Source organism: Methylorubrum zatmanii (genome assembly GCF_014845115.1).
GTDB lineage: Bacteria > Pseudomonadota > Alphaproteobacteria > Rhizobiales > Beijerinckiaceae > Methylobacterium > Methylobacterium zatmanii.
This window is the reverse complement of the sequence record NZ_NKUI01000150.1, coordinates 22,612-39,657: the sequence shown is the minus strand read 5'-3', so window position 1 is coordinate 39,657 and position 17,046 is coordinate 22,612. Positions and strand designations below refer to the sequence as shown.

Below are 17,046 nucleotides of genomic sequence, written 5' to 3'. Positions count from 1 at the left end.
ACCAGAGCCGCGCCGCCATCGCCCGCCACCGCCATGGCCCGCAGGCTCGCGACCTCCGAGACGGGGGCCTGCCCGTCGAGCACGGCGCGCTCGGCCGGCGTCGCCTCGCGGTTGATCAGGCTGTAGGTGATGTCGCCGCCCAGGATCCGCCGCCCCTCGCGCCCGAGCCCGCCGGAGAGCGAGGCGGCGATGGAGGTGACGCCGCTGATCGCCGCCACGCCCAGCGCGATGCAGGCGATGAACACCCGGAAGCCCGACAGCCCGCCGCGCAATTCGCGCAAAGCCAGCCGCCAGGTGAGCGGCAGTCGCAGGCTGAGCGGCAGCCGGGAGGCGGGGGCCGGCTTCGACGGTTCCGGCCGGGACAACGTACCGTGCATGCGCGCTCGATGGTTTCGACGGCCCGTATCGGCCGAGTTCAATCTGGCAATCGGCGCAGGCTTCGCAATGACCCGCGCCGCCGCATCGCGAGGCCGGCCTTCCGCACCCTGAACCGGAGAGGCCGTCGACGGCGCTTTTATACGTGTCGGATCAGTGTGTCGCTGTCGTTGTCGGCAACAGAATTGCAGCGATAAAGTTGTATAATCTGGGTCATTTTACTGTCTTGTAAGGAAGATACGTCGCGTCTAACGGCCATTCAGAAGGCCGAAAGTGGGTCGTGATGAAGAATTTTATTTCGTTGTTGCTCGCATCGACGGGTATGATCCCGGCTTGCGCCCTCGCGCAGCAGGTGCCGACCGCACCCTCTGTCGGCTTCGCCAACAGCACCTCGGCCAGCCCGGGAACCGTGATCCCCCGCGTTCTGGATGGCTATGTCGGGCTGATGACCGGCAATCCCGCGATCATGACGCAGAATTATCAGACCGTCGTCACGATGACGCAGGGTCGGACTGCGGATCAGACGCTGGCGGCGGTCCATGACGACCGGACCGGCCAAGCCTACAGCATCCTGAACGGGCTCGGGCCGCTCACGTCCGCCTATCTCACCGGGGCGGGCGCCACCTTCACCGGCACGCGGCCGAACAGCCTGACCCCGACGACCTACGCGACGACGACGCTCGCGGATTACGCCGCCAACCTCAATGCCGGCTCCGATGCCAACGGAGGGAGCACGGCCTTCGGCAACGGCACCGCCACGCCCCTCGCGGCGGCGGTCGACTTCATCGACAACACGGTGCGCGCCAACGCCTCCACCGAGCCGTCGAAGCGCGTCTTCGGGCGCTATCAGGGCACCAATCCGGCCATCGATCCCCTCGATGCCCGCTTCAACAATTACAGCGCCGCGACGAACAAGCGGGGCCTGTCGGCCTCCGACACGGCCGGAATGGTCGTGCCCGGCTATCTGTCGAACTTCCAGGTTCCGGCCGTCTACGGGACGACGGAGCGCTGGGTGAAGGGGTTCACCGTCACCCAGGCGATGATCGACGCCAATGGCGGGCGTCCCCTCACGGCGCCGAATGTCGGCTCCTACGATGCCGCCGGCGCCTTCACGCCGACGACCTTCCGCGTCGGCGACTACGTTCCCGGGATCGGCACCTCGCCGCGCCCGTTCCGGGTCTCGACCGGTGTCAACGTGCCGGCCCTGCTGAACCCGCGGATCAACGGCACCAACGCTTACGCGGATGGCGGATTCCCGAGCGGCCACACCAATTCCGGCTATCTCCAGGCCCTCGGCGTCGGCTTCCTTGTCCCGCAGCGCTGGCAGGAGTTGCTGACGCGGGCCTCCGAACTCGGCAACAACCGCATTCTGGCCGGCATGCACTCGCCCCTCGACGTGATGGGCGGCCGGATGCAGTCGGCGGCCATCGCCGCCACCAACATCTACGCGGCGCTCTACGACACCCAGGGCAATCGGATCGACTGGACGAACCCCGCCAACACGAAGGCCTATGCCGTCTACCAAGCCTACCAGCGGACTCAGGCCTATCTCGCGACGAGCTGCGGCGCGGTCAGCGTCAATGCCTGCCTTGCCAGCGCCGCGACCTCCGGTGCCGCCGACGCCTTCGGCAACGCTGCCCGGAACAAGGCCGACTACACCGCGCGCCTGACCTACGGCTTCCAGCCCACCGGGCCGAGCGCACCGATGACGGCGGCGGAAGTCCCGGTCCAGGCGCCGGTGCTGCTGCTGACCCGCTTCCCCTACCTGAGCGACGCGCAGCGCCGCGAGGTGCTGGCGACAACGGGATTGCCCTCGGGCTACCCGCTCCTGAGCGGCAACACCTATGACGGCTGGGGCCGGCTCAACCTTTACGCGGCCATGGACGGCTACGGCGCCTTCAACGGCGTCGTCACCGTCACGATGGATGCGGCCAAGGGCGGCTACAGCGCCCTCGACACCTGGAAGAACGACATTGCCGGCAGCGGCGGCCTGACCAAGGCCGGCAGCGGGACCCTCGTCCTGACCGGCCGGAACAGCTATGCCGGCGGCACCGCGGTGGCCGGCGGCACCCTCGTCGGCTCGGCGACGAGCTTCGGCTCGGGCGCCATCATCGACAATGCCAGCCTGATCCTCGATCAGGCCGGCGATGCCGCCATGGCCAACCCGATCTCCGGTACGGGGAGCCTGACCAAGACCGGGGCCGGCACGCTCAGCCTGACTGGCACCAGCACCTTCACCGGCGCGACCGGGATCGCGCAGGGGCGTCTGGCGGTGAACGGCAGCCTCGCCGGCTCGGTCGTCACCGTCGGCTCGGGCGCCAGCCTCGGCGGTACCGGCACCGTGGGCGGCGTGGTCGCGGCCTCCGGTGCCACCGTGGCCCCGGGCAATTCCATCGGCACCCTGAACGTCGCCGGCAACGTGACCTTCGCGGCCGGTTCCGTCTACGGCGTCGAGGCCGACGCCTCAGGCCAATCCGACCGGATTGCCGCCACCGGCAGCGTCACCCTCAACGGCGGCACCGTCCAGGTCATGGCGGCCGGCGGCACCTACGATCCGCGCACCCGCACCACCATCCTCACGGCCTCAGGCGGCGTGACCGGACACTTCGCGGGCGTCACCGCCAATCTCGCCTTCCTCGACCCGACGCTGATCTATTCGGCGAATGCGGTCGCCCTGAATCTCACGCGCAACGACATCGTCTTCTCGACCGTCGCGCAGAACCGGAACCAAGCCGGGGTGGCGGACGCGATCCAGGCCGGCGGCCCGAACACCGCCCCGTTCCAGCGCACCGTCGGTCTCACGGCCTCCGAGGCGCAGGCGGCCTTCCAGGCGCTCTCGGGCGATGTGCATGCCAGCACCGTCTCGACCTCCTATGCCACCGCCTTCTTCGTGCGCGAGGCCATCCTCGACCGGCTGCGCTGGGGGGCCACCCCCGGCACCGCCGAAGGCCTGGATTACGGAAGCCTGCCGGCGACCTACACCGCCGATCTGCCGGGCCGGGCGGCGCCGGTCGTGGCGATGCCCGCTCGCATCCTCGATCCGCGGGTGTTCGGCCTCTGGGGGCAGGGCTTCGGCAGCTTCGGCACGGCGCGCTCGGACGGCAACGCGGCGGGCTTCGACCGCCAGATCTCGGGCTTCGCCCTCGGCGCCGATGTCAGGCTGGAGAGCGGGATCAAGCTGGGCGTCGTCGGCGGCTACACCTCGGCCAGCCTCGACATGGCGGGCCGCCTGCAATCCGGCACGATCGAAAGCGTCTATGGCGGCGTCTATGGCGGCTACGAGGTCGGGCCGGTCTCGCTGCGGCTCGGCGCGACCTATGCCGACAACGGCATCCGCACCCGTCGCTCCGTCGCCGTCGCGGGCCTTTCCGACTCGGCGAGCGCCCGCACCGGCGGGGCGACGATCCAGGGGTTCGGTGAGATCGGCTACCGCTTCTTCCTCGGTCAGGATGGCCCGGCACCGCTCCTGTCGAAGGACGGTCCGGCGCCGGTTCAGGCAAGCGCCAGCTACATCGAGCCGTTCGTGGGGGGCTCCTATGTCGTGATCGGGCGTGACCGCTTCGTCGAGACCGGGGGCGTGGCGGCGCTGACGGGCTTTGCCCGCGACTACGACGTCGGCGCGGTCACCGCCGGCCTGCGCGGGCAGACCGCGCTGGGTCTCGAACTCGGGGCGCCGGTCTCGGCCCACGGGCTGGTGGGGTACCGCCGCGCCTTCGGCGACGTGGTGCCGACGGCGCTGCTGTCCCTCGGCAACGGCCCGACCTTCCTGACCGCCGGTATCCCGATCGCCCGCGATGCCCTGGTGGCCGAGGCCGGGCTGGATCTGCGGGTGGCGCCGAACGCGACCCTCGGCGTGGCCTATACCGGCCAGGTCGGCGAACGGATCCAGGATCATGCCGTCAAGGGCAACTTCACCTGGCGGTTCTGACGCTCGCGGGCGGCTCCGGAGCCGGCGTTGACGAGAGCAGCGCCCCGGACACGTTGTTCGGGGCCGTGCTCTCACCGCCTTTCTCAGCGCGACTGCGAATCGGGATGCCGGGCGCGGCGGGTGCTTCCAAGCTCCGGCCGCAGCCGCTAAACCGGCATCCCTTTCTTCGGCGGAACATCGGAAGAATCCCGTGTCGTCCCTGCGCCTGGGCGTGAACATCGATCACGTCGCCACCGTCCGCAATGCCCGCGGCGGGGTCTCCCCCGATCCGGTGCGCGCCGCCCGCGAGGCCGTGGCGGCGGGCGCCGACGGCATCACCGCGCATCTGCGCGAGGATCGCCGCCATATCCGCGACGCCGACATCGCCGCGCTGAAGGGCCTGCCGGTGCCGCTCAACCTCGAGATGGCGGCCACCGACGAGATGGTCGGCATCGCGCTCGCCACCAAGCCTCACGCCGCCTGCCTCGTGCCGGAGAAGCGCGAGGAGCGCACCACGGAGGGCGGCCTCGACATCGTCGCCGGCCGCGATCACTTGGCTCCCCGCATCGCCACCCTGTCGGAGGCGGGCATCCGCGTCTCGCTGTTCGTCGAGCCCGACGAGGTGGTGATGGAGGCGGCCCATGCCCTGCGGGCGCCGGTGGTCGAGCTGCATACCGGCTCCTATTGCGAGGCGGTGATCGAGGGCGATCAGGCCAGGATCGCGCACGAACTCGACCGGATCGTGCGGGCCGCCACCCACGGCGCCGGGCTCGGGCTGGAAATCCATGCCGGCCACGGTCTCACCGTCGAGAGCGTCGGCCCGGTGGCGGCGCTGCCGCAGATCCGCGAGCTGAACATCGGTCATGCGCTCATCGCCGAGGCGATCTTCGTCGGCCTGCGGCAGGCGGTCCATGACATGCGCGCGGCCATGGACCGGGCGCGGCGGCAGGCCGAACCGTGATCCTCGGCATCGGCACCGATCTCTGCGACATCCGCCGCATCGAGGCCTCCCTCGGCAAGTTCGGCGAGCGATTCACCCATCGCGTCTTCACCGACGGCGAGCGGGCGACCTGCGACCGGCGTGCCGCCCGCGCGCCGTCCTATGCCCGGCGCTTCGCCGCCAAGGAGGCCTGCGCCAAGGCGCTCGGCACCGGCATCGGTCAGGGCGTGTTCTGGCGGGACATGGAGGTCGTGAGCCTGCCCAGCGGCCAGCCGACCCTGCGTCTGAGCGGAGGTGCGCAGGAACACCTGGCGCGCATGGTGCCGGCGGGGCACGAGGCACGGCTGCACATCACCCTGACCGACGAACCCCCTCTGGCACAAGCCTTCGTGATCATCGAAGCGGTTCCGATGGCGGCCACAGCAGAGGTTGATGCCGGCGCGACCCTCGCGTTGCGGGCGGGCGCGGCTTAGTCTAGACCCGCCGCCCAGCAGGACAGCCACCGCCACAGGGACGCGGCTGCCGGACGACACGGCGGGGCTGGAGGCCGGATCACTCAATGAGCATGGGACGCGCGCGCGTGGATCGCCAGGGCAAGACGGAGATCCGGACGGCTGAGCCAGGAACCTGGGCGAGCATCCGGGAAACCGTGAAGGTCGGCGTCCAGGCGCTGTTGATCGCCCTGGTGGTGCGGACACTGCTGTTCCAGCCGTTCAACATTCCCTCGGGCTCGCTGATCCCGACTCTGCTGATCGGCGATTACCTGTTCGTGTCGAAATACACCTACGGCTACTCGAAATACTCCCTGCCGCTCTCCGAGTACCTTCCGTTTCAGGCGCATGGCCGGGTCTGGGCCGCCGAGCCGAAGCGCGGCGACATCGCCGTGTTCAAGCTGCCGAAGGACAACGCGACCGATTACATCAAGCGCGTGATCGGCCTGCCGGGCGACAAGATCCAAGTGATCGAGGGCGTGCTGAACATCAACGGCAAGCCGGTCAAGCGCGAGCGCATCGCCGATTACGAGACGCTGGACGCCTTCGACCAGACCGTGAAGGTGGCGCAGTACAACGAGACCCTGCCCGGCGGCGTGACCCACCGGGTGATCGAGCGCGACGGCGACCGCGGTTTCTGGGACAACACCGAGGTCTATACGGTGCCGGCGGGCCATTACTTCATGATGGGCGACAATCGCGACAACTCGACCGATTCGCGCGATCTCGCCAGCGTCGGCTACGTGCCCTTCGAGAATTTCGTCGGCCGCGCCGAGATGATTTTCTTCTCCATCGACGAGCGGACCCCGGCTTGGCAGCTCTGGCGCTGGCCGACCGACGTACGGTGGAATCGCATCTTCTCCACCATTCACTGAGTTCCTGACGGACGTGTCGGCGATGGGACGATCCGCCGTTTCCGCCTCGGGCGGGCGGCGATGAGCGAGGACGGCGAAGGCGCCGGGCGCTCCAGCCGCGCCCGGCGGGCGCATCGTCCGCGGCCGGGCCTCGAGGTGCTGGAAGCGCGCATCGGCCACGTCTTCGCCGACCCCACCCTGCTGCCCCTGGCCCTGACCCATGTCAGCAAGGCCGGCCAGTCGGGCCGGGTCGGCAGCTATCAGCGCCTGGAATTCCTGGGCGACCGCGTGCTCGGTCTGGCGGTGGCCGAGACGCTCTACCGCTCCCTTCCCGACGCGGAGGAGGGCGAGCTGTCCCGGCGCCTCGCCGGCCTCGTGCGGCGCGAGACCTGCGCGGCGGTGGCCGAGGCCTGGGAGGTCGGGCCCCATCTCAATCTCGGCCCCGGCGAGATCCAGACCGGCGGGCGGCGCAACCAGACCATTCTCGCCGATGTCTGCGAGTCGATCCTCGGTGCCGTCTTCCTCGATGCCGGCTACGAGGCGACCCGGGCCATCGTGCAGCGGGCTTTCCGCCCCGGTGAGGAAACCGCCGCGCCCCGCGGGCGCGACGCGAAATCGGCCTTGCAGGAATGGGCGATGGCGCGCAGCCTGCCGATCCCGCTCTACGAGGTGGTGGAACGCTCGGGACCCGACCACGCGCCGGTCTTCCGCATCGCGGTCAGGGTCGAGGGCATCGAGCCCGGCTACGGCGAGGGCGCCTCGAAGCGGGTGGCGGAGCAGGAGGCGGCCCAGGCCGTCCTTACCCGCGAAGGCATCGGGGGAACACAGAGACAGGATGGCACGGGTGGTTGAGTTTCATGGTTAAATGTCATGGCTGAGCACGAAGCGGGCAACGAGGACGGCGAAGGCCTGCCCCCACAGGAGACGCGGGCGGGGTTCGTCGCGCTGATCGGCGTGCCGAACGCGGGCAAGTCGACCCTGCTCAACGCCCTCGTCGGCGCCAAGGTCTCCATCGTCTCCCGCAAGGTCCAGACGACGCGGGCGCTGGTGCGCGGCATCGTCATGGAGGGCGAGGCGCAGATCGTCCTCGTGGACACGCCCGGCATCTTCGCACCCAAGCGCCGCCTCGACCGGGCGATGGTGCATTCCGCCTGGAGCGGCGCGGCGGATGCCGACGCGGTCTGCCTGCTGGTCGATGCCCGGAAGGGAGCGGACGAGGAGGTCGAGACGATCCTGCGCCGCCTGCCGGAGGTGAAGCGGCCCAAGATCCTGATCCTCAACAAGATCGACCTGATCGCCCGCGAGCGCCTGCTCGAGCTGGTGGCCAAGCTCAATGCCCTGGTCCCGTTCGAGGACACGTACATGATCTCGGCGCTCAACGGCGACGGCGTGGCCGACCTGCGCAAGGCGCTGGCGGCGCGGATGCCGCCGGGGCCCTGGCTCTATCCCGAGGACCAGATTTCGGACGCGCCCCTGCGGATGCTCGCCGCCGAGATCACCCGGGAAAAGATCTACGACCGGCTGCACGAGGAACTGCCCTACCGCTCCACGGTCGAGACCGACCAGTGGCAGGTGCGGCCCGATGGTTCGGTGCGGATCGAGCAGACCATCTTCGTCGAGCGCGAGAGCCAGCGCTCGATCGTGCTGGGCAAGGGCGGCCAGACGATCAAGGCGATCGGGCAGGCGGCGCGGCTGGAGATCGCCGAGGCCGCCGAGGCCAAGGTGCATCTGTTCCTGCACGTGAAGGTCCGCGAGAACTGGGCCGACGATCCCGCCCGCTACCGCGAGATGGGCCTCGAATTCCCGACGGGCTGACCGATTTACCCCCACGCACTCCCACTCTTCGCCTCATCCTGAGGTGCCCGCGTCAGCGGGCCTCGAAGGATACTCCAGATGTCGCGCGATTCCTGGAGGATCCTTCGAGGTTTCGCTGCGCACCTCAGGATGAGGAGGCGGGCGGGAGGATGCGCGGGTGATCGAGTGTCGTCCCATGCCAGCATGCCATGACCCATACCGATCCTGACATCCGGGCCGTCCTCTACGGCCTTCCGCCGGACGATCTTGCCGAACGGCCTGCGGGCGCGGTCCAGGTCTCGCCGCTGATTCCCGGCTCGGCCCGGCTCGAGGACCTCGCCGAGTCCAGCCTCGATTCGGCCGTGCTCCTCGCGCCGCCCGGCACGGTCGAGCGGCGCTACGTCCTGGCCCTGGCGATCCGCGCCCTGCGCCCCGGCGGTCGGCTGGTGGCCCTGGCCCCGAAGGACAAGGGCGGTACGCGCCTCGCCAAGGAATTGCGCAGCTTCGGCTGCGCGGTCACCGACGAGCCCCGCCGGCACCACCGCATCTGCACCGCCCTGCGGCCCGAGACGCCCTCCGGCCTCGACGCGGCGGTGGCGGAGGGCGCTCCGCGCCATATCGACAACCTCGCCCTCTGCACCCAGCCCGGCATCTTCTCCTGGGACCGGCTCGATCCCGGCACCGCCCTGTTGCTGCGTCACCTGCCGGCCCTGTCGGGGCGCGGCGCCGATTTCGGCTGCGGCCTCGGCATCCTCGCCCGCGCGGTGCTGACATCGCCGAAGGTCGCCTCCCTCGCCCTGATCGATATCGACCGCCGCGCCGTCGCCATGGCCCGGCGCAATGTCGACGAGGCGCGGGCCAGCCACCATTGGGCCGATCTCCGGGGCGCGGAGCCGGCTTTGTCCGGGCTCGATTTCGTGGTCACCAATCCGCCCTTCCACGATGGCGGCGCGGAGGATCAGGCGCTCGGCCGCGCCTTCATCGCCCGCGCGGCCTCGGCCCTGCGGCCGGGCGGGACGCTCCACCTCGTGGCCAATGCCCACCTGCCCTACGAGGCGCCCCTGCGCGATGCGTTCCGCAGCGTCACGCCGGTGGTCACGGAAGGGGGCTACAAGCTGTTCGAGGCGCGCAAGTGAGATCGGACCTCGCATGACCAAGGCGGTTCGCCTCGACCGGCTGCTGGCCAATCTCGGTTACGGTTCGCGCCGGGAGGTGGAGGGGCTGGCCTGGGCCGGTCTCGTCCGCCTCGACGGAGAGACGCTGACCGATGCGGCGCAGCGCATCCCGCTCGATCCCGACCTGTCGGCGCGGATGACGATCCAGGGCCAACTCCTCGATCCGCTCCCGGGCCTCTGCCTGATGTTGCACAAGCCGCTCGGCGTCACCTGCTCGCACAAGGAGGCGGGGCCGCTGGTCTACAGCCTGTTGCCCGAGCGCTGGCGGCGACGCGATCCCGCGCTCTCCACCGTCGGGCGGCTCGACAAGGAAACCTCGGGCCTCTTGCTGCTGACCGATGACGGCGCCCTGCTGCACCGGATCATCTCGCCCAAGGCGAAGGTCGCCAAGCGTTATCGGGTCACTTTGGCCCGGCCGCTCCAGGGCGACGAGACGTCGATCCTCGCCTCCGGCGAATTGATGCTGGACGGCGAGGACAAGCCGCTCCTGCCGGTGGAGATGGAGGCGGACGACGCCACGCATTGCACGGTCACCCTGCACGAGGGCCGCTACCATCAGGTCCGGCGCATGTTCGCGGCGATGGGCAACCACGTCGATGCGCTCCACCGCGACCGGGTCGGCGGCCTCGCCCTGCCCGCCGATCTGGAGGCGGGCGGATACCGGGTGCTCGGCCCCGGCGAGATCGCTGCGGTCTTTGCCGGGTAAGCGCGGTCAGCCGGCGGCCGGCCGGCGCCGGGCGAGGAAGCGATCGAGCGCCACCATCGCCCAGCCGACCGCGAGGAAGGCCGCCGCGATGGCGCCGGCATAGGCCGCCACCGGCCCCCAGCCGAGCTTGCCCACATCGAGGAACGGGTAGGGATAGCGGGCATCGAAGGCGCCCCGCATCAGGGTATAGGCGAGGTAAGCCAACGGATAGGCCGCGAACAGCAGCGGATCGCGGGCCGAGAGCCGCCCCTTCGGCACGAAGGCGAGCCAGAACAGCGGCACCAGCACCGGCAGCGCCTGATGCAGCAGGATGTCGCCGACGAGGTCGCCGCCGCGCAACTCCCTCAGGCCGTAGAGCAGCAGCCGCTGGACGACGCCGACGAGCAGGCTCGCCAGCGCCGTCCCGGCCACGAGCCAGGGCCGGGACAGGCCGGGCCGCCGCAGCGCGATCCCGCCGAACACCACGGCGACGACAAGCCCGGTGAGATTGGTGAAGTAGGCGACCATGATCCAGGCCGTGGCCGGCACCGAGCCGGTGCGGCCGAACACGGCGGTGAAGCCGGCCGCCACACCGAGGGCGGCGCAGAGGGCGATCAGGGCCGCGGCGAGCCGGGCGGAGCGGGAGGGGGCCATCGTCGAACCCGGAGGAAGCGGCTCCGTTCTGGCCGCCCTTCGCGACTTTGGCGTGACGGGCTTCGCCGCTTGACAGCGAGGCTCCCGTTCAGGACGCACGGATGCCGTGCTGCTCGACCTGTTCCATCTCCTGACGACGCCCGCGCCGCATCCGCAGCGCCGGCTCGGCTATCGCCGCGACAGCATCTGGCTGATGTCGCGGGCCCGCCGCTGCCGGCAGGCCTGGGCGCCGCATCTGGGGGCGAGCCAAGCGGTGATCCGCGCCGCCATCGCGGCGACGGAACGGCGCGACACGGTGGTGGTCCTGGGCTCCGGCCCCCTCGCCGACGTTCCGCTGGACGATCTCGCCCGGGCCTTCCGCCGGGTGGTGCTGGTCGATGCGGTGCATCCGCGTCCGGCCCGGCGCGCCATGCGGGCCTACTCCCATGTCGAGGCCCTGACGGCGGATCTGAGCGGAGCCATGGCGCTGATGATGGGCGAGGCCGCCGATCTCGATCCGCGCCTGCCGCCGGTCTGCGCCGAGCCCTCCACCGGTCTGGTGATCTCGGCCAATCTGTTGTCGCAACTGCCGATCCGGCCGGTGGCGCGGCTGGAGGCGGGGCGGCGCCCCCTCGGCCCCTGGGGGGCGGAGGACGGGGACGCCTTCGGCCGGCGGATCGTCGAGGGGCATCTCGAGGCGTTGGCGGGCCTCGCCGCGCCGGTGTGCCTGCTCACCGATCTCGACGAGCGGGAGGAGGACCGGCACGGCCGGGTCCATGAGCGGCACGACTTGCTCTACGGCGTGCGGCTGGGACGGCCCGAGCGGGCCTGGGACTGGGAGCTTGCCCCCTTCGGCGAGATCGCCCGCGACCGGCGCCTGATCCACCGCGTCGCCGGCTTCTGCGATTGGCGGAGATAGAGTCTCGTCCCGAAAGGGGGGGCGACTTTCGGGAAAAGACGAGGCGAAACAGGGATCCAGCCCGGGAACCCTCAGAGCAAATTAAGAAAGAAACTCCGGTCGCCGGGCTGCCTGACAAGTCGAGAGGGTTTATCTGGCAAAACCATTCGACATCCTGCCTTTATTGTCTCGAAAGCAGGTATGTTCGGAAGTAAGACGCGGACACATCAGACAACGCGTTCGGGAGGTTTTTGCACGATGCGCCGCCTTTTCGTCCCGCTCCTCGCCGCTCTGCTCCTGCCCGGTGCCGCGCAGGCTCTCTCGATGACGGATACGCTGGAGGCGTGGCGGCAGAGCTCCGCCATGGACCGGCTCCAGCTCGCGACCCGCTTCGGCAAGTCCTTCGTCTCGGTCAATGAGAGCTTCACCGCCGGCTATTTCGTCAAATGCATCGACGAGGTGGCCGGCTACTCGAACGCCCAGAAGGCCAGGATCGAGGACGCGGTGCGCGAATGCGTGGCCTCGCAGCTCCGGATGACCGGGCAGGGGCAGGGCGACGAGTAGGGTCCCCCCGCGCCGTCCCGATCACCGCCTCGGACAGCCGGATCAGATCTCGATCTCGGTGCCGATCTCGATGACCTGACGGGTCGGCACGCAGAAATGGGCGCCGGTGCGCTCGGCGTTGTTCTGCATCACCGCGAAGACGGCCTCGCGCCAATCCGACATGCCGCGTCGATCCGAGACCGGGATGATCGTCTCGTGGCCGACGAAGACGGTGAGATCCTCGGTGAAGGCGGCGGGCAGGAGTCCGGCCTGGACGGCGCAGGCCAGACCTTCGGGGATCGAGGCCGATTGCATGAAGCCGTAGCGCAGCACGACGCGGCGGATATCGGGGGTGATCTCGGTGACCCGCGCGCGTTTGTCCGGCGGCACCGTCGGCGTTTCCTCGAACAGGGCCGTGACGATCAGGACGCGGGCGTGCAGCGCGCCGAGGCGCTCGACGAAGCGCATCATCGGCAGGGGGATGCCCTCAAGGGCCGAGGATAGGAAGGCGGCCGAGCCCGGCAGCGTCGTCGGCGGCGTGTCGCGCAGGCCCTCCAGAAACCGGGCCTCCGGCTGGCGCAGGGCGATCCGCGCCTCCTCGAGGCAGGCATTGCCCTTGCGCCAAGTCAGCATCAGGAAAGCGACCGCGCCCGCGAGCAGCAGCGGAAACCAGCCTCCCTCGAACAGCTTCACGCTGTTGGCGGAGAGGAAGATCAAATCGATCAGCAGGAAGAAGCCGTTGACCGCCAGCACCGGGATCAGGCCATAGCCCCATTTGCGGGCGACGAGGCCGGCGAGCAGCGTCGTGATCGCCATGAGCAGCGAGACGGCGATGCCGTAGGCGCCGGCCAGGGCGTCGGAGGAGCGGAAGATCAGCACCGCCGAGAGCGTGGCGGCGGCGAGCAGCCAGTTCACCGTCGGCACGTAGATCTGGCCGCGCTCGTCGGGGGCGGTGTGGACGATGTGCAGTGGCGGCAGGAAGCCGAGCTGGATCGCCTGCTGCGTCAGCGAGAACACGCCCGAGATCACCGCCTGCGAGGCGATGACGGCGGCCAGCGTCGCCAGCGCGATCAGCGGATAATGCGCGAAGGCCGGGGCGAGGCGGTAGAACGGGTTCTCCGCCGCGGAAGGGTCGACGAGCAGGATCGCGCCCTGCCCGAAATAGTGGATCGCCAGGGCCGGCAGCACCAGGGCGAACCATGCCACCCGGATCGCCCGCGCGCCGAAATGGCCGAGATCGGCATACATCGCCTCGCCGCCGGTGACCGCGAGGAAGGCGGCGCCCAGCATGGCGAAGCCGACATGCAGGCCGGCATGGGCGGTGAACTCGACGGCCCGCAGGGGATTGACCGCGCTCAGGATCTGCGGCGCCTGGACGATGCCGCCGAGGCCCATCGCCGCCAGGACGAGGAACCAGAGCAGCATCACCGGGCCGAAGATCCGCCCGATGAAGGCGGCGCCCCGGCGCTGCACGAGGAAGAGCCCGACGAGGATGACGAGGGCGAGCGGCACCACGAACCGGTCGAGGCCGGGAGCATCGACCTTCAACCCCTCGATCGCCGAGAGCACCGAGATCGCCGGGGTGATCGCCCCGTCGCCGTAGAGCAGGGCCGCGCCCACGAGGCCGACCACCAGCAGGAGGGCCTGCCACGAGCCGGCCCGGGCGTGGCGGGCGCCGAGCAGGGCGAGCATCGCGACGATGCCGCCCTCGCCGCGATTGTCGGCCCGCAGGATCAGCACCGCGTATTTCAACGAGACGACGAGGATCAGCGCCCACAGGATCAGCGAGACGGCGCCGGTTACCGCGGCGGCGCTCGGCTCGGCCCCCTGGCTCGCGGCGCGGACCGCCTCCTTGAGGGCGTAGAGCGGGCTGGTGCCGATATCGCCGTAGACGACGCCGAGGGTGCCCAGCAGGAGGCCGGCCCCCAGGCGACGGCCCGGACCCGAGGCCGGAAGGTCCGCGTCGGACGCTGGGGCGGCGGGCTGGCTCAAGGCTGGAGCTCCGGGAAGCGGGGCTGATCGTGGCGGGTGGCGGCACACCTATGCGGGATCCGGCCGGAATCCAGGGGCGCCACGGCACCGCTCGTGCGCAGCCTGCCGGGAGAGGCCTACGGCGTGCCTTTGTCCGGGGCGGAGCGGCTATCGCGCAGGCGGGCTGCCCCGGCGGCGGCCTTCTCGCCGATGCGGGTGCGGAGATTCTCGGACAATTCGATATCGACGAGGCGCCAGCCCCAGTCGCGCAGGCGCAGGCGGATGCGGAACTGCTCGTTGCGGGGTCGGTCCGGCGGCACGGCTATTACCACCGAGCGGAAACCGCGCATGTCGGAGGAGAGATAGTAGCGCAGCAGCCGGGTGAGATCGGGGATGCGCAGGCCGTCGCGACGCTCGTGGCGATTGGCCGGCGCGGCGAGGTCGGCCCCCTGCGGCCAGCCGTCGTCGAGGAGATCGATCACCGCCTCCGGCGTCAGGGCCGATTCCATGACCGGCAGGGCGAAGGCCGCGGCCGCATCGGCGATGCGCTGCCGCTCGCGGGGATCGAGGGCGGTGCTGTCCGCCTTCACGGCGGCGCTGATCTGGCGGGCGAGCGACAGGCGCAAGGTGCGGAAGTTGACGCGCCGCTCTACCGCCGCCTTGTCCCCCGCCTGGACCGCCGCGGCGAACTCGTAGAGCGACCAGAACGGCGTCAGCGTGTAGGCGAACCAGCCGAGCACCGCGACGAGGGGAAGCAGCCACCAGCGCATCGGATCAACCGCGCAGACGCGGACGCATCATGCCGGATCCCGATCCTGTTCCGAGTCCCGCTCGGCGTGCCAGCCGGCGAGGCCCGAGAAGGCCGCGACGACGCCCTCGTAGACCGGGCGCTTGAACGGGACGATCAGGTCCGGCAGCTTGTCCAGGCGCTCCCAGCGCCACGCATCGAATTCGGGCTTGTGCCGGCCGCCGCCGGGGGCGTCCACGTCGATGGCCGCCTCACTGCCGGTCAGTCCGAAGGCGAACCATTTCTGCCGCTGGCCCCGGTAGCGCCCCTTCCAGGCCTGCTTCATGACCTCGGACGGCAGGTCGTAGGCCAGCCAGTCGCGGGTCTCGCCCAACAGCGTGACCGCATCCGCCGGCACGTTGGTCTCCTCGTGGAGTTCGCGCAGGGCCGCGGCCAGGGGCGCTTCGCCCTCGTCGATCCCGCCCTGCGGCATCTGCCACGCGAGATCGCCATCGACATGCTCCGGCCCTGCCTCCCGCTTGCGTCGTCCGATGAAGACGCGGCCATCGCGGTGGAACAGGGTTACGCCCACGCAGGGGCGGTAGGGAAGCGCGCTGCCCTCGGGCAGGCGCAGGAGATCGTCGTCGGGGCGGGTCATCGCGGGCTCGTGCTGGCGGCGCGACCATAGGAGGCCGCTCCGGCCCTCGCAACGAGGATCGGCGACGCGTTAGGGCGCGGCGCTCGACACTTTGCCGGCGCTGCCCGCCTGACGCAGGGCGACGCTGACCGGCACCAGCCTCACGCCGCGCGTTTCCAGATCGCGGGACCAGCGCGACAGGCGGTCGATGGTCATCGGCGAGGCACTGCCCGAGGCGAGGACGAAGCCCTTCTGGCGGGCCAGCGTCTCCAGGCGGGTGAGTTCCGCGTCGATCGCATCGGGCCGGGCCACCGCGTCGATCACGGACTCGGCGCGGGCGGAAGGCAGCTTCGCCTTGGCCGCCGCCCCGGCGAGCTGCGACCGGGGCACGGTGCCGTCATCGACGAAGCCGAGGCCGCGGGCGGCCAGATCCTTCAGGACCGGATCGAGGGCCGAAGCCTCGTTCATCAGCTTGGCGCCCATGGCGTTCACCACACCGACGAAGCCGGGGAAGCGGCTCATCGCCCAGGCGGCGCGGTCGAGATTCTCGCCCGGTCGCGCCGCCGCCAGCAGCGTCTGCGGCCCCGGATCGCTGTCGGGATAGTCGAAGGGCTCCATCGGCAGCTGGAGCAGCACCTCGTGGCCGGCCTCGCGGGCGCGGGCCGCAATCTTCTCCAGATCGCCGCCATAGGGCGAGAAGGCGAGGCTGATCGGCGCGGGCAGCCGGGCGATCGCCCCGAGCGTCGTGGCCTCGCCGATCCCGAGGCCCGAGACCAGGATGGCGATACGCGCGCCCGGTCCCGGCTCCTCCGGCCGGGCATAGACATCGAGCGGACGCAGGCGGCCCTCGCCGAGGCGCGGCAGCGGGCCGTGGCGCCCGCGCTCGATCAGGCGCGGATCGGGCGCCGGGTTGAGCTTCACCTGGGTGGCATTGGGCACGCGAATGATGACCGGGGCGTCCGGCGCCGTCGAGCCGTCGGGGCGGATCACGCTGACCCCGGAGGCCTGCTCCAGATCGCGGGCGGATTGCACCGGCCCGGCCGGCGTCAAGGGGGCGATCTGCGCCACCGGGGGCACGGCCGCGACCGGCTCGCGGATCTCGATGGCGGCGATGGCGCGGGGCTCGCCGCCGCGGGGATCCCCGGTGAGGGCGATGCTTCCACCGAGCAGGGCCAGCCCGACCAGCGAAGCCGCCCCCACGAGGGCGCCGGGGGACAGGGGAAAGCGCCTGCGCGTCGCCTGATCCCCGACCCCGAGGGGCTTCGTCAGGATGTCGTCGGCCGCGTCGCTCACCCGCCGTCCCGTCCCGCTAGAGCATCGTCCCGAAAGGTGGTGTCCGACATTCGGACGAACGACAGGGCTACACCGACCGCCCGGCCTGTCGCCGGATCACCGGGGCCGAACGGAAAACGGCCC

The 17,046-nt window shown here is 70.6% G+C and carries 15 protein-coding genes and 1 pseudogene; 10 read left to right on the top strand and 6 right to left on the bottom strand.

The features are described 5' to 3' along the window. Positions 1 to 377, bottom strand: a pseudogene (locus MZTS_RS18115) (ABC transporter permease); the annotation flags it as partial. Positions 378 to 697: 320 nt separating this feature from the next. On the opposite strand from MZTS_RS18115, the gene MZTS_RS18110 reads away from it, so the two are divergent. The 8 genes from MZTS_RS18110 (at position 698) to MZTS_RS18075 (ending at position 10,242) form a co-directional block, all read left to right on the top strand. Next, positions 698 to 4,303: an autotransporter outer membrane beta-barrel domain-containing protein gene (locus tag MZTS_RS18110; RefSeq protein ID WP_246482164.1), complete on the top strand. Its 3,606-nt coding sequence runs from the start codon at positions 698 to 700 to the stop codon at positions 4,301 to 4,303. A gap of 190 nt (positions 4,304 to 4,493) precedes the next feature. Next, positions 4,494 to 5,243, top strand: a complete 750-nt coding sequence (locus MZTS_RS18105) for a pyridoxine 5'-phosphate synthase (protein WP_192284902.1) — start codon at positions 4,494 to 4,496, stop codon at positions 5,241 to 5,243. Next, positions 5,240 to 5,695: a holo-ACP synthase gene (gene acpS, locus MZTS_RS18100; protein ID WP_192284901.1), complete on the top strand. Its 456-nt coding sequence runs from the start codon at positions 5,240 to 5,242 to the stop codon at positions 5,693 to 5,695. Before MZTS_RS18105 ends, acpS begins: the two co-directional genes overlap by 4 nt. Positions 5,696 to 5,781: 86 nt before the next feature. Beyond that, complete coding sequence (lepB, locus tag MZTS_RS18095; RefSeq protein ID WP_192284900.1) at positions 5,782 to 6,588, top strand: signal peptidase I; 807 nt, start codon at positions 5,782 to 5,784, stop codon at positions 6,586 to 6,588. Positions 6,589 to 6,648: 60 nt separating this feature from the next. Beyond that, the gene (gene rnc / locus MZTS_RS18090) at positions 6,649 to 7,419 is read left to right on the top strand and encodes a ribonuclease III (RefSeq protein ID WP_192284899.1); all 771 of its coding nucleotides are present in this window, start codon (positions 6,649 to 6,651) and stop codon (positions 7,417 to 7,419) included. Between the two features lie 18 nt (positions 7,420 to 7,437). Continuing rightward, positions 7,438 to 8,382: a GTPase Era gene (era, locus tag MZTS_RS18085; RefSeq protein WP_192284898.1), complete on the top strand. Its 945-nt coding sequence runs from the start codon at positions 7,438 to 7,440 to the stop codon at positions 8,380 to 8,382. Between the two features lie 188 nt (positions 8,383 to 8,570). After that, entirely contained in the window at positions 8,571 to 9,497 is a 927-nt protein-coding gene (locus tag MZTS_RS18080; RefSeq protein ID WP_192284897.1) for a class I SAM-dependent methyltransferase, read from the top strand. 13 nt (positions 9,498 to 9,510) lie between these two features. Next, positions 9,511 to 10,242: a pseudouridine synthase gene (locus MZTS_RS18075; protein WP_192284896.1), complete on the top strand. Its 732-nt coding sequence runs from the start codon at positions 9,511 to 9,513 to the stop codon at positions 10,240 to 10,242. A gap of 6 nt (positions 10,243 to 10,248) precedes the next feature. Here MZTS_RS18075 and MZTS_RS18070 read toward each other — a convergent pair whose 3' ends face one another. Further along, positions 10,249 to 10,875 carry a Pr6Pr family membrane protein gene (locus MZTS_RS18070; RefSeq protein WP_192284895.1) on the bottom strand — a complete coding sequence of 209 codons (627 nt, stop codon included), beginning with the start codon at positions 10,873 to 10,875 and terminating at the stop codon, positions 10,249 to 10,251. A 106-nt stretch (positions 10,876 to 10,981) separates the two neighbouring features. Between MZTS_RS18070 and MZTS_RS18065 the strand changes: the two genes are divergently transcribed. Together MZTS_RS18065 and MZTS_RS18060 are read left to right on the top strand one after the other, a co-directional pair. Next, positions 10,982 to 11,773: a hypothetical protein gene (locus MZTS_RS18065; RefSeq protein WP_192284894.1), complete on the top strand. Its 792-nt coding sequence runs from the start codon at positions 10,982 to 10,984 to the stop codon at positions 11,771 to 11,773. A gap of 237 nt (positions 11,774 to 12,010) precedes the next feature. Next, a complete protein-coding gene (locus tag MZTS_RS18060) occupies positions 12,011 to 12,316 on the top strand; it encodes a hypothetical protein (RefSeq protein WP_192284893.1) in 306 nt (101 codons plus the stop codon). Positions 12,317 to 12,358: 42 nt separating this feature from the next. Here the strand turns inward: MZTS_RS18060 and MZTS_RS18055 are convergent, their stop codons facing one another. From MZTS_RS18055 to MZTS_RS18040, 4 genes are all read right to left on the bottom strand, one after another. Further along, complete coding sequence (locus tag MZTS_RS18055; RefSeq protein ID WP_192284892.1) at positions 12,359 to 14,287, bottom strand: potassium transporter Kup; 1,929 nt, start codon at positions 14,285 to 14,287, stop codon at positions 12,359 to 12,361. A gap of 116 nt (positions 14,288 to 14,403) precedes the next feature. Continuing rightward, the gene (locus MZTS_RS18050) at positions 14,404 to 15,036 is read right to left on the bottom strand and encodes a DUF2939 domain-containing protein (RefSeq protein ID WP_192284891.1); all 633 of its coding nucleotides are present in this window, start codon (positions 15,034 to 15,036) and stop codon (positions 14,404 to 14,406) included. Positions 15,037 to 15,063: 27 nt separating this feature from the next. Further along, positions 15,064 to 15,651: an RNA pyrophosphohydrolase gene (locus MZTS_RS18045; protein WP_192284890.1), complete on the bottom strand. Its 588-nt coding sequence runs from the start codon at positions 15,649 to 15,651 to the stop codon at positions 15,064 to 15,066. A gap of 69 nt (positions 15,652 to 15,720) precedes the next feature. Further along, on the bottom strand, positions 15,721 to 16,923 hold the full coding sequence (locus MZTS_RS18040; RefSeq protein WP_192284889.1) for a divergent polysaccharide deacetylase family protein: 1,203 nt from the start codon (positions 16,921 to 16,923) through the stop codon (positions 15,721 to 15,723). Positions 16,924 to 17,046: the final 123 nt, after the last annotated feature.

Coding starts and splice junctions, on each gene's coding strand:
- MZTS_RS18110 (WP_246482164.1), top strand. CDS start 698: ATGATCCCGGCTTGCGCCCTCGCGCAGCAGGTGCCGACCGCACCCTCT.
- lepB (WP_192284900.1), top strand. CDS start 5,782: ATGAGCATGGGACGCGCGCGCGTGGATCGCCAGGGCAAGACGGAGATC.
- rnc (WP_192284899.1), top strand. CDS start 6,649: ATGAGCGAGGACGGCGAAGGCGCCGGGCGCTCCAGCCGCGCCCGGCGG.
- era (WP_192284898.1), top strand. CDS start 7,438: ATGGCTGAGCACGAAGCGGGCAACGAGGACGGCGAAGGCCTGCCCCCA.
- MZTS_RS18080 (WP_192284897.1), top strand. CDS start 8,571: ATGACCCATACCGATCCTGACATCCGGGCCGTCCTCTACGGCCTTCCG.
- MZTS_RS18075 (WP_192284896.1), top strand. CDS start 9,511: ATGACCAAGGCGGTTCGCCTCGACCGGCTGCTGGCCAATCTCGGTTAC.
- MZTS_RS18070 (WP_192284895.1), bottom strand. CDS start 10,875: ATGGCCCCCTCCCGCTCCGCCCGGCTCGCCGCGGCCCTGATCGCCCTC.
- MZTS_RS18060 (WP_192284893.1), top strand. CDS start 12,011: ATGCGCCGCCTTTTCGTCCCGCTCCTCGCCGCTCTGCTCCTGCCCGGT.
- MZTS_RS18050 (WP_192284891.1), bottom strand. CDS start 15,036: ATGCGCTGGTGGCTGCTTCCCCTCGTCGCGGTGCTCGGCTGGTTCGCC.
- MZTS_RS18045 (WP_192284890.1), bottom strand. CDS start 15,651: ATGACCCGCCCCGACGACGATCTCCTGCGCCTGCCCGAGGGCAGCGCG.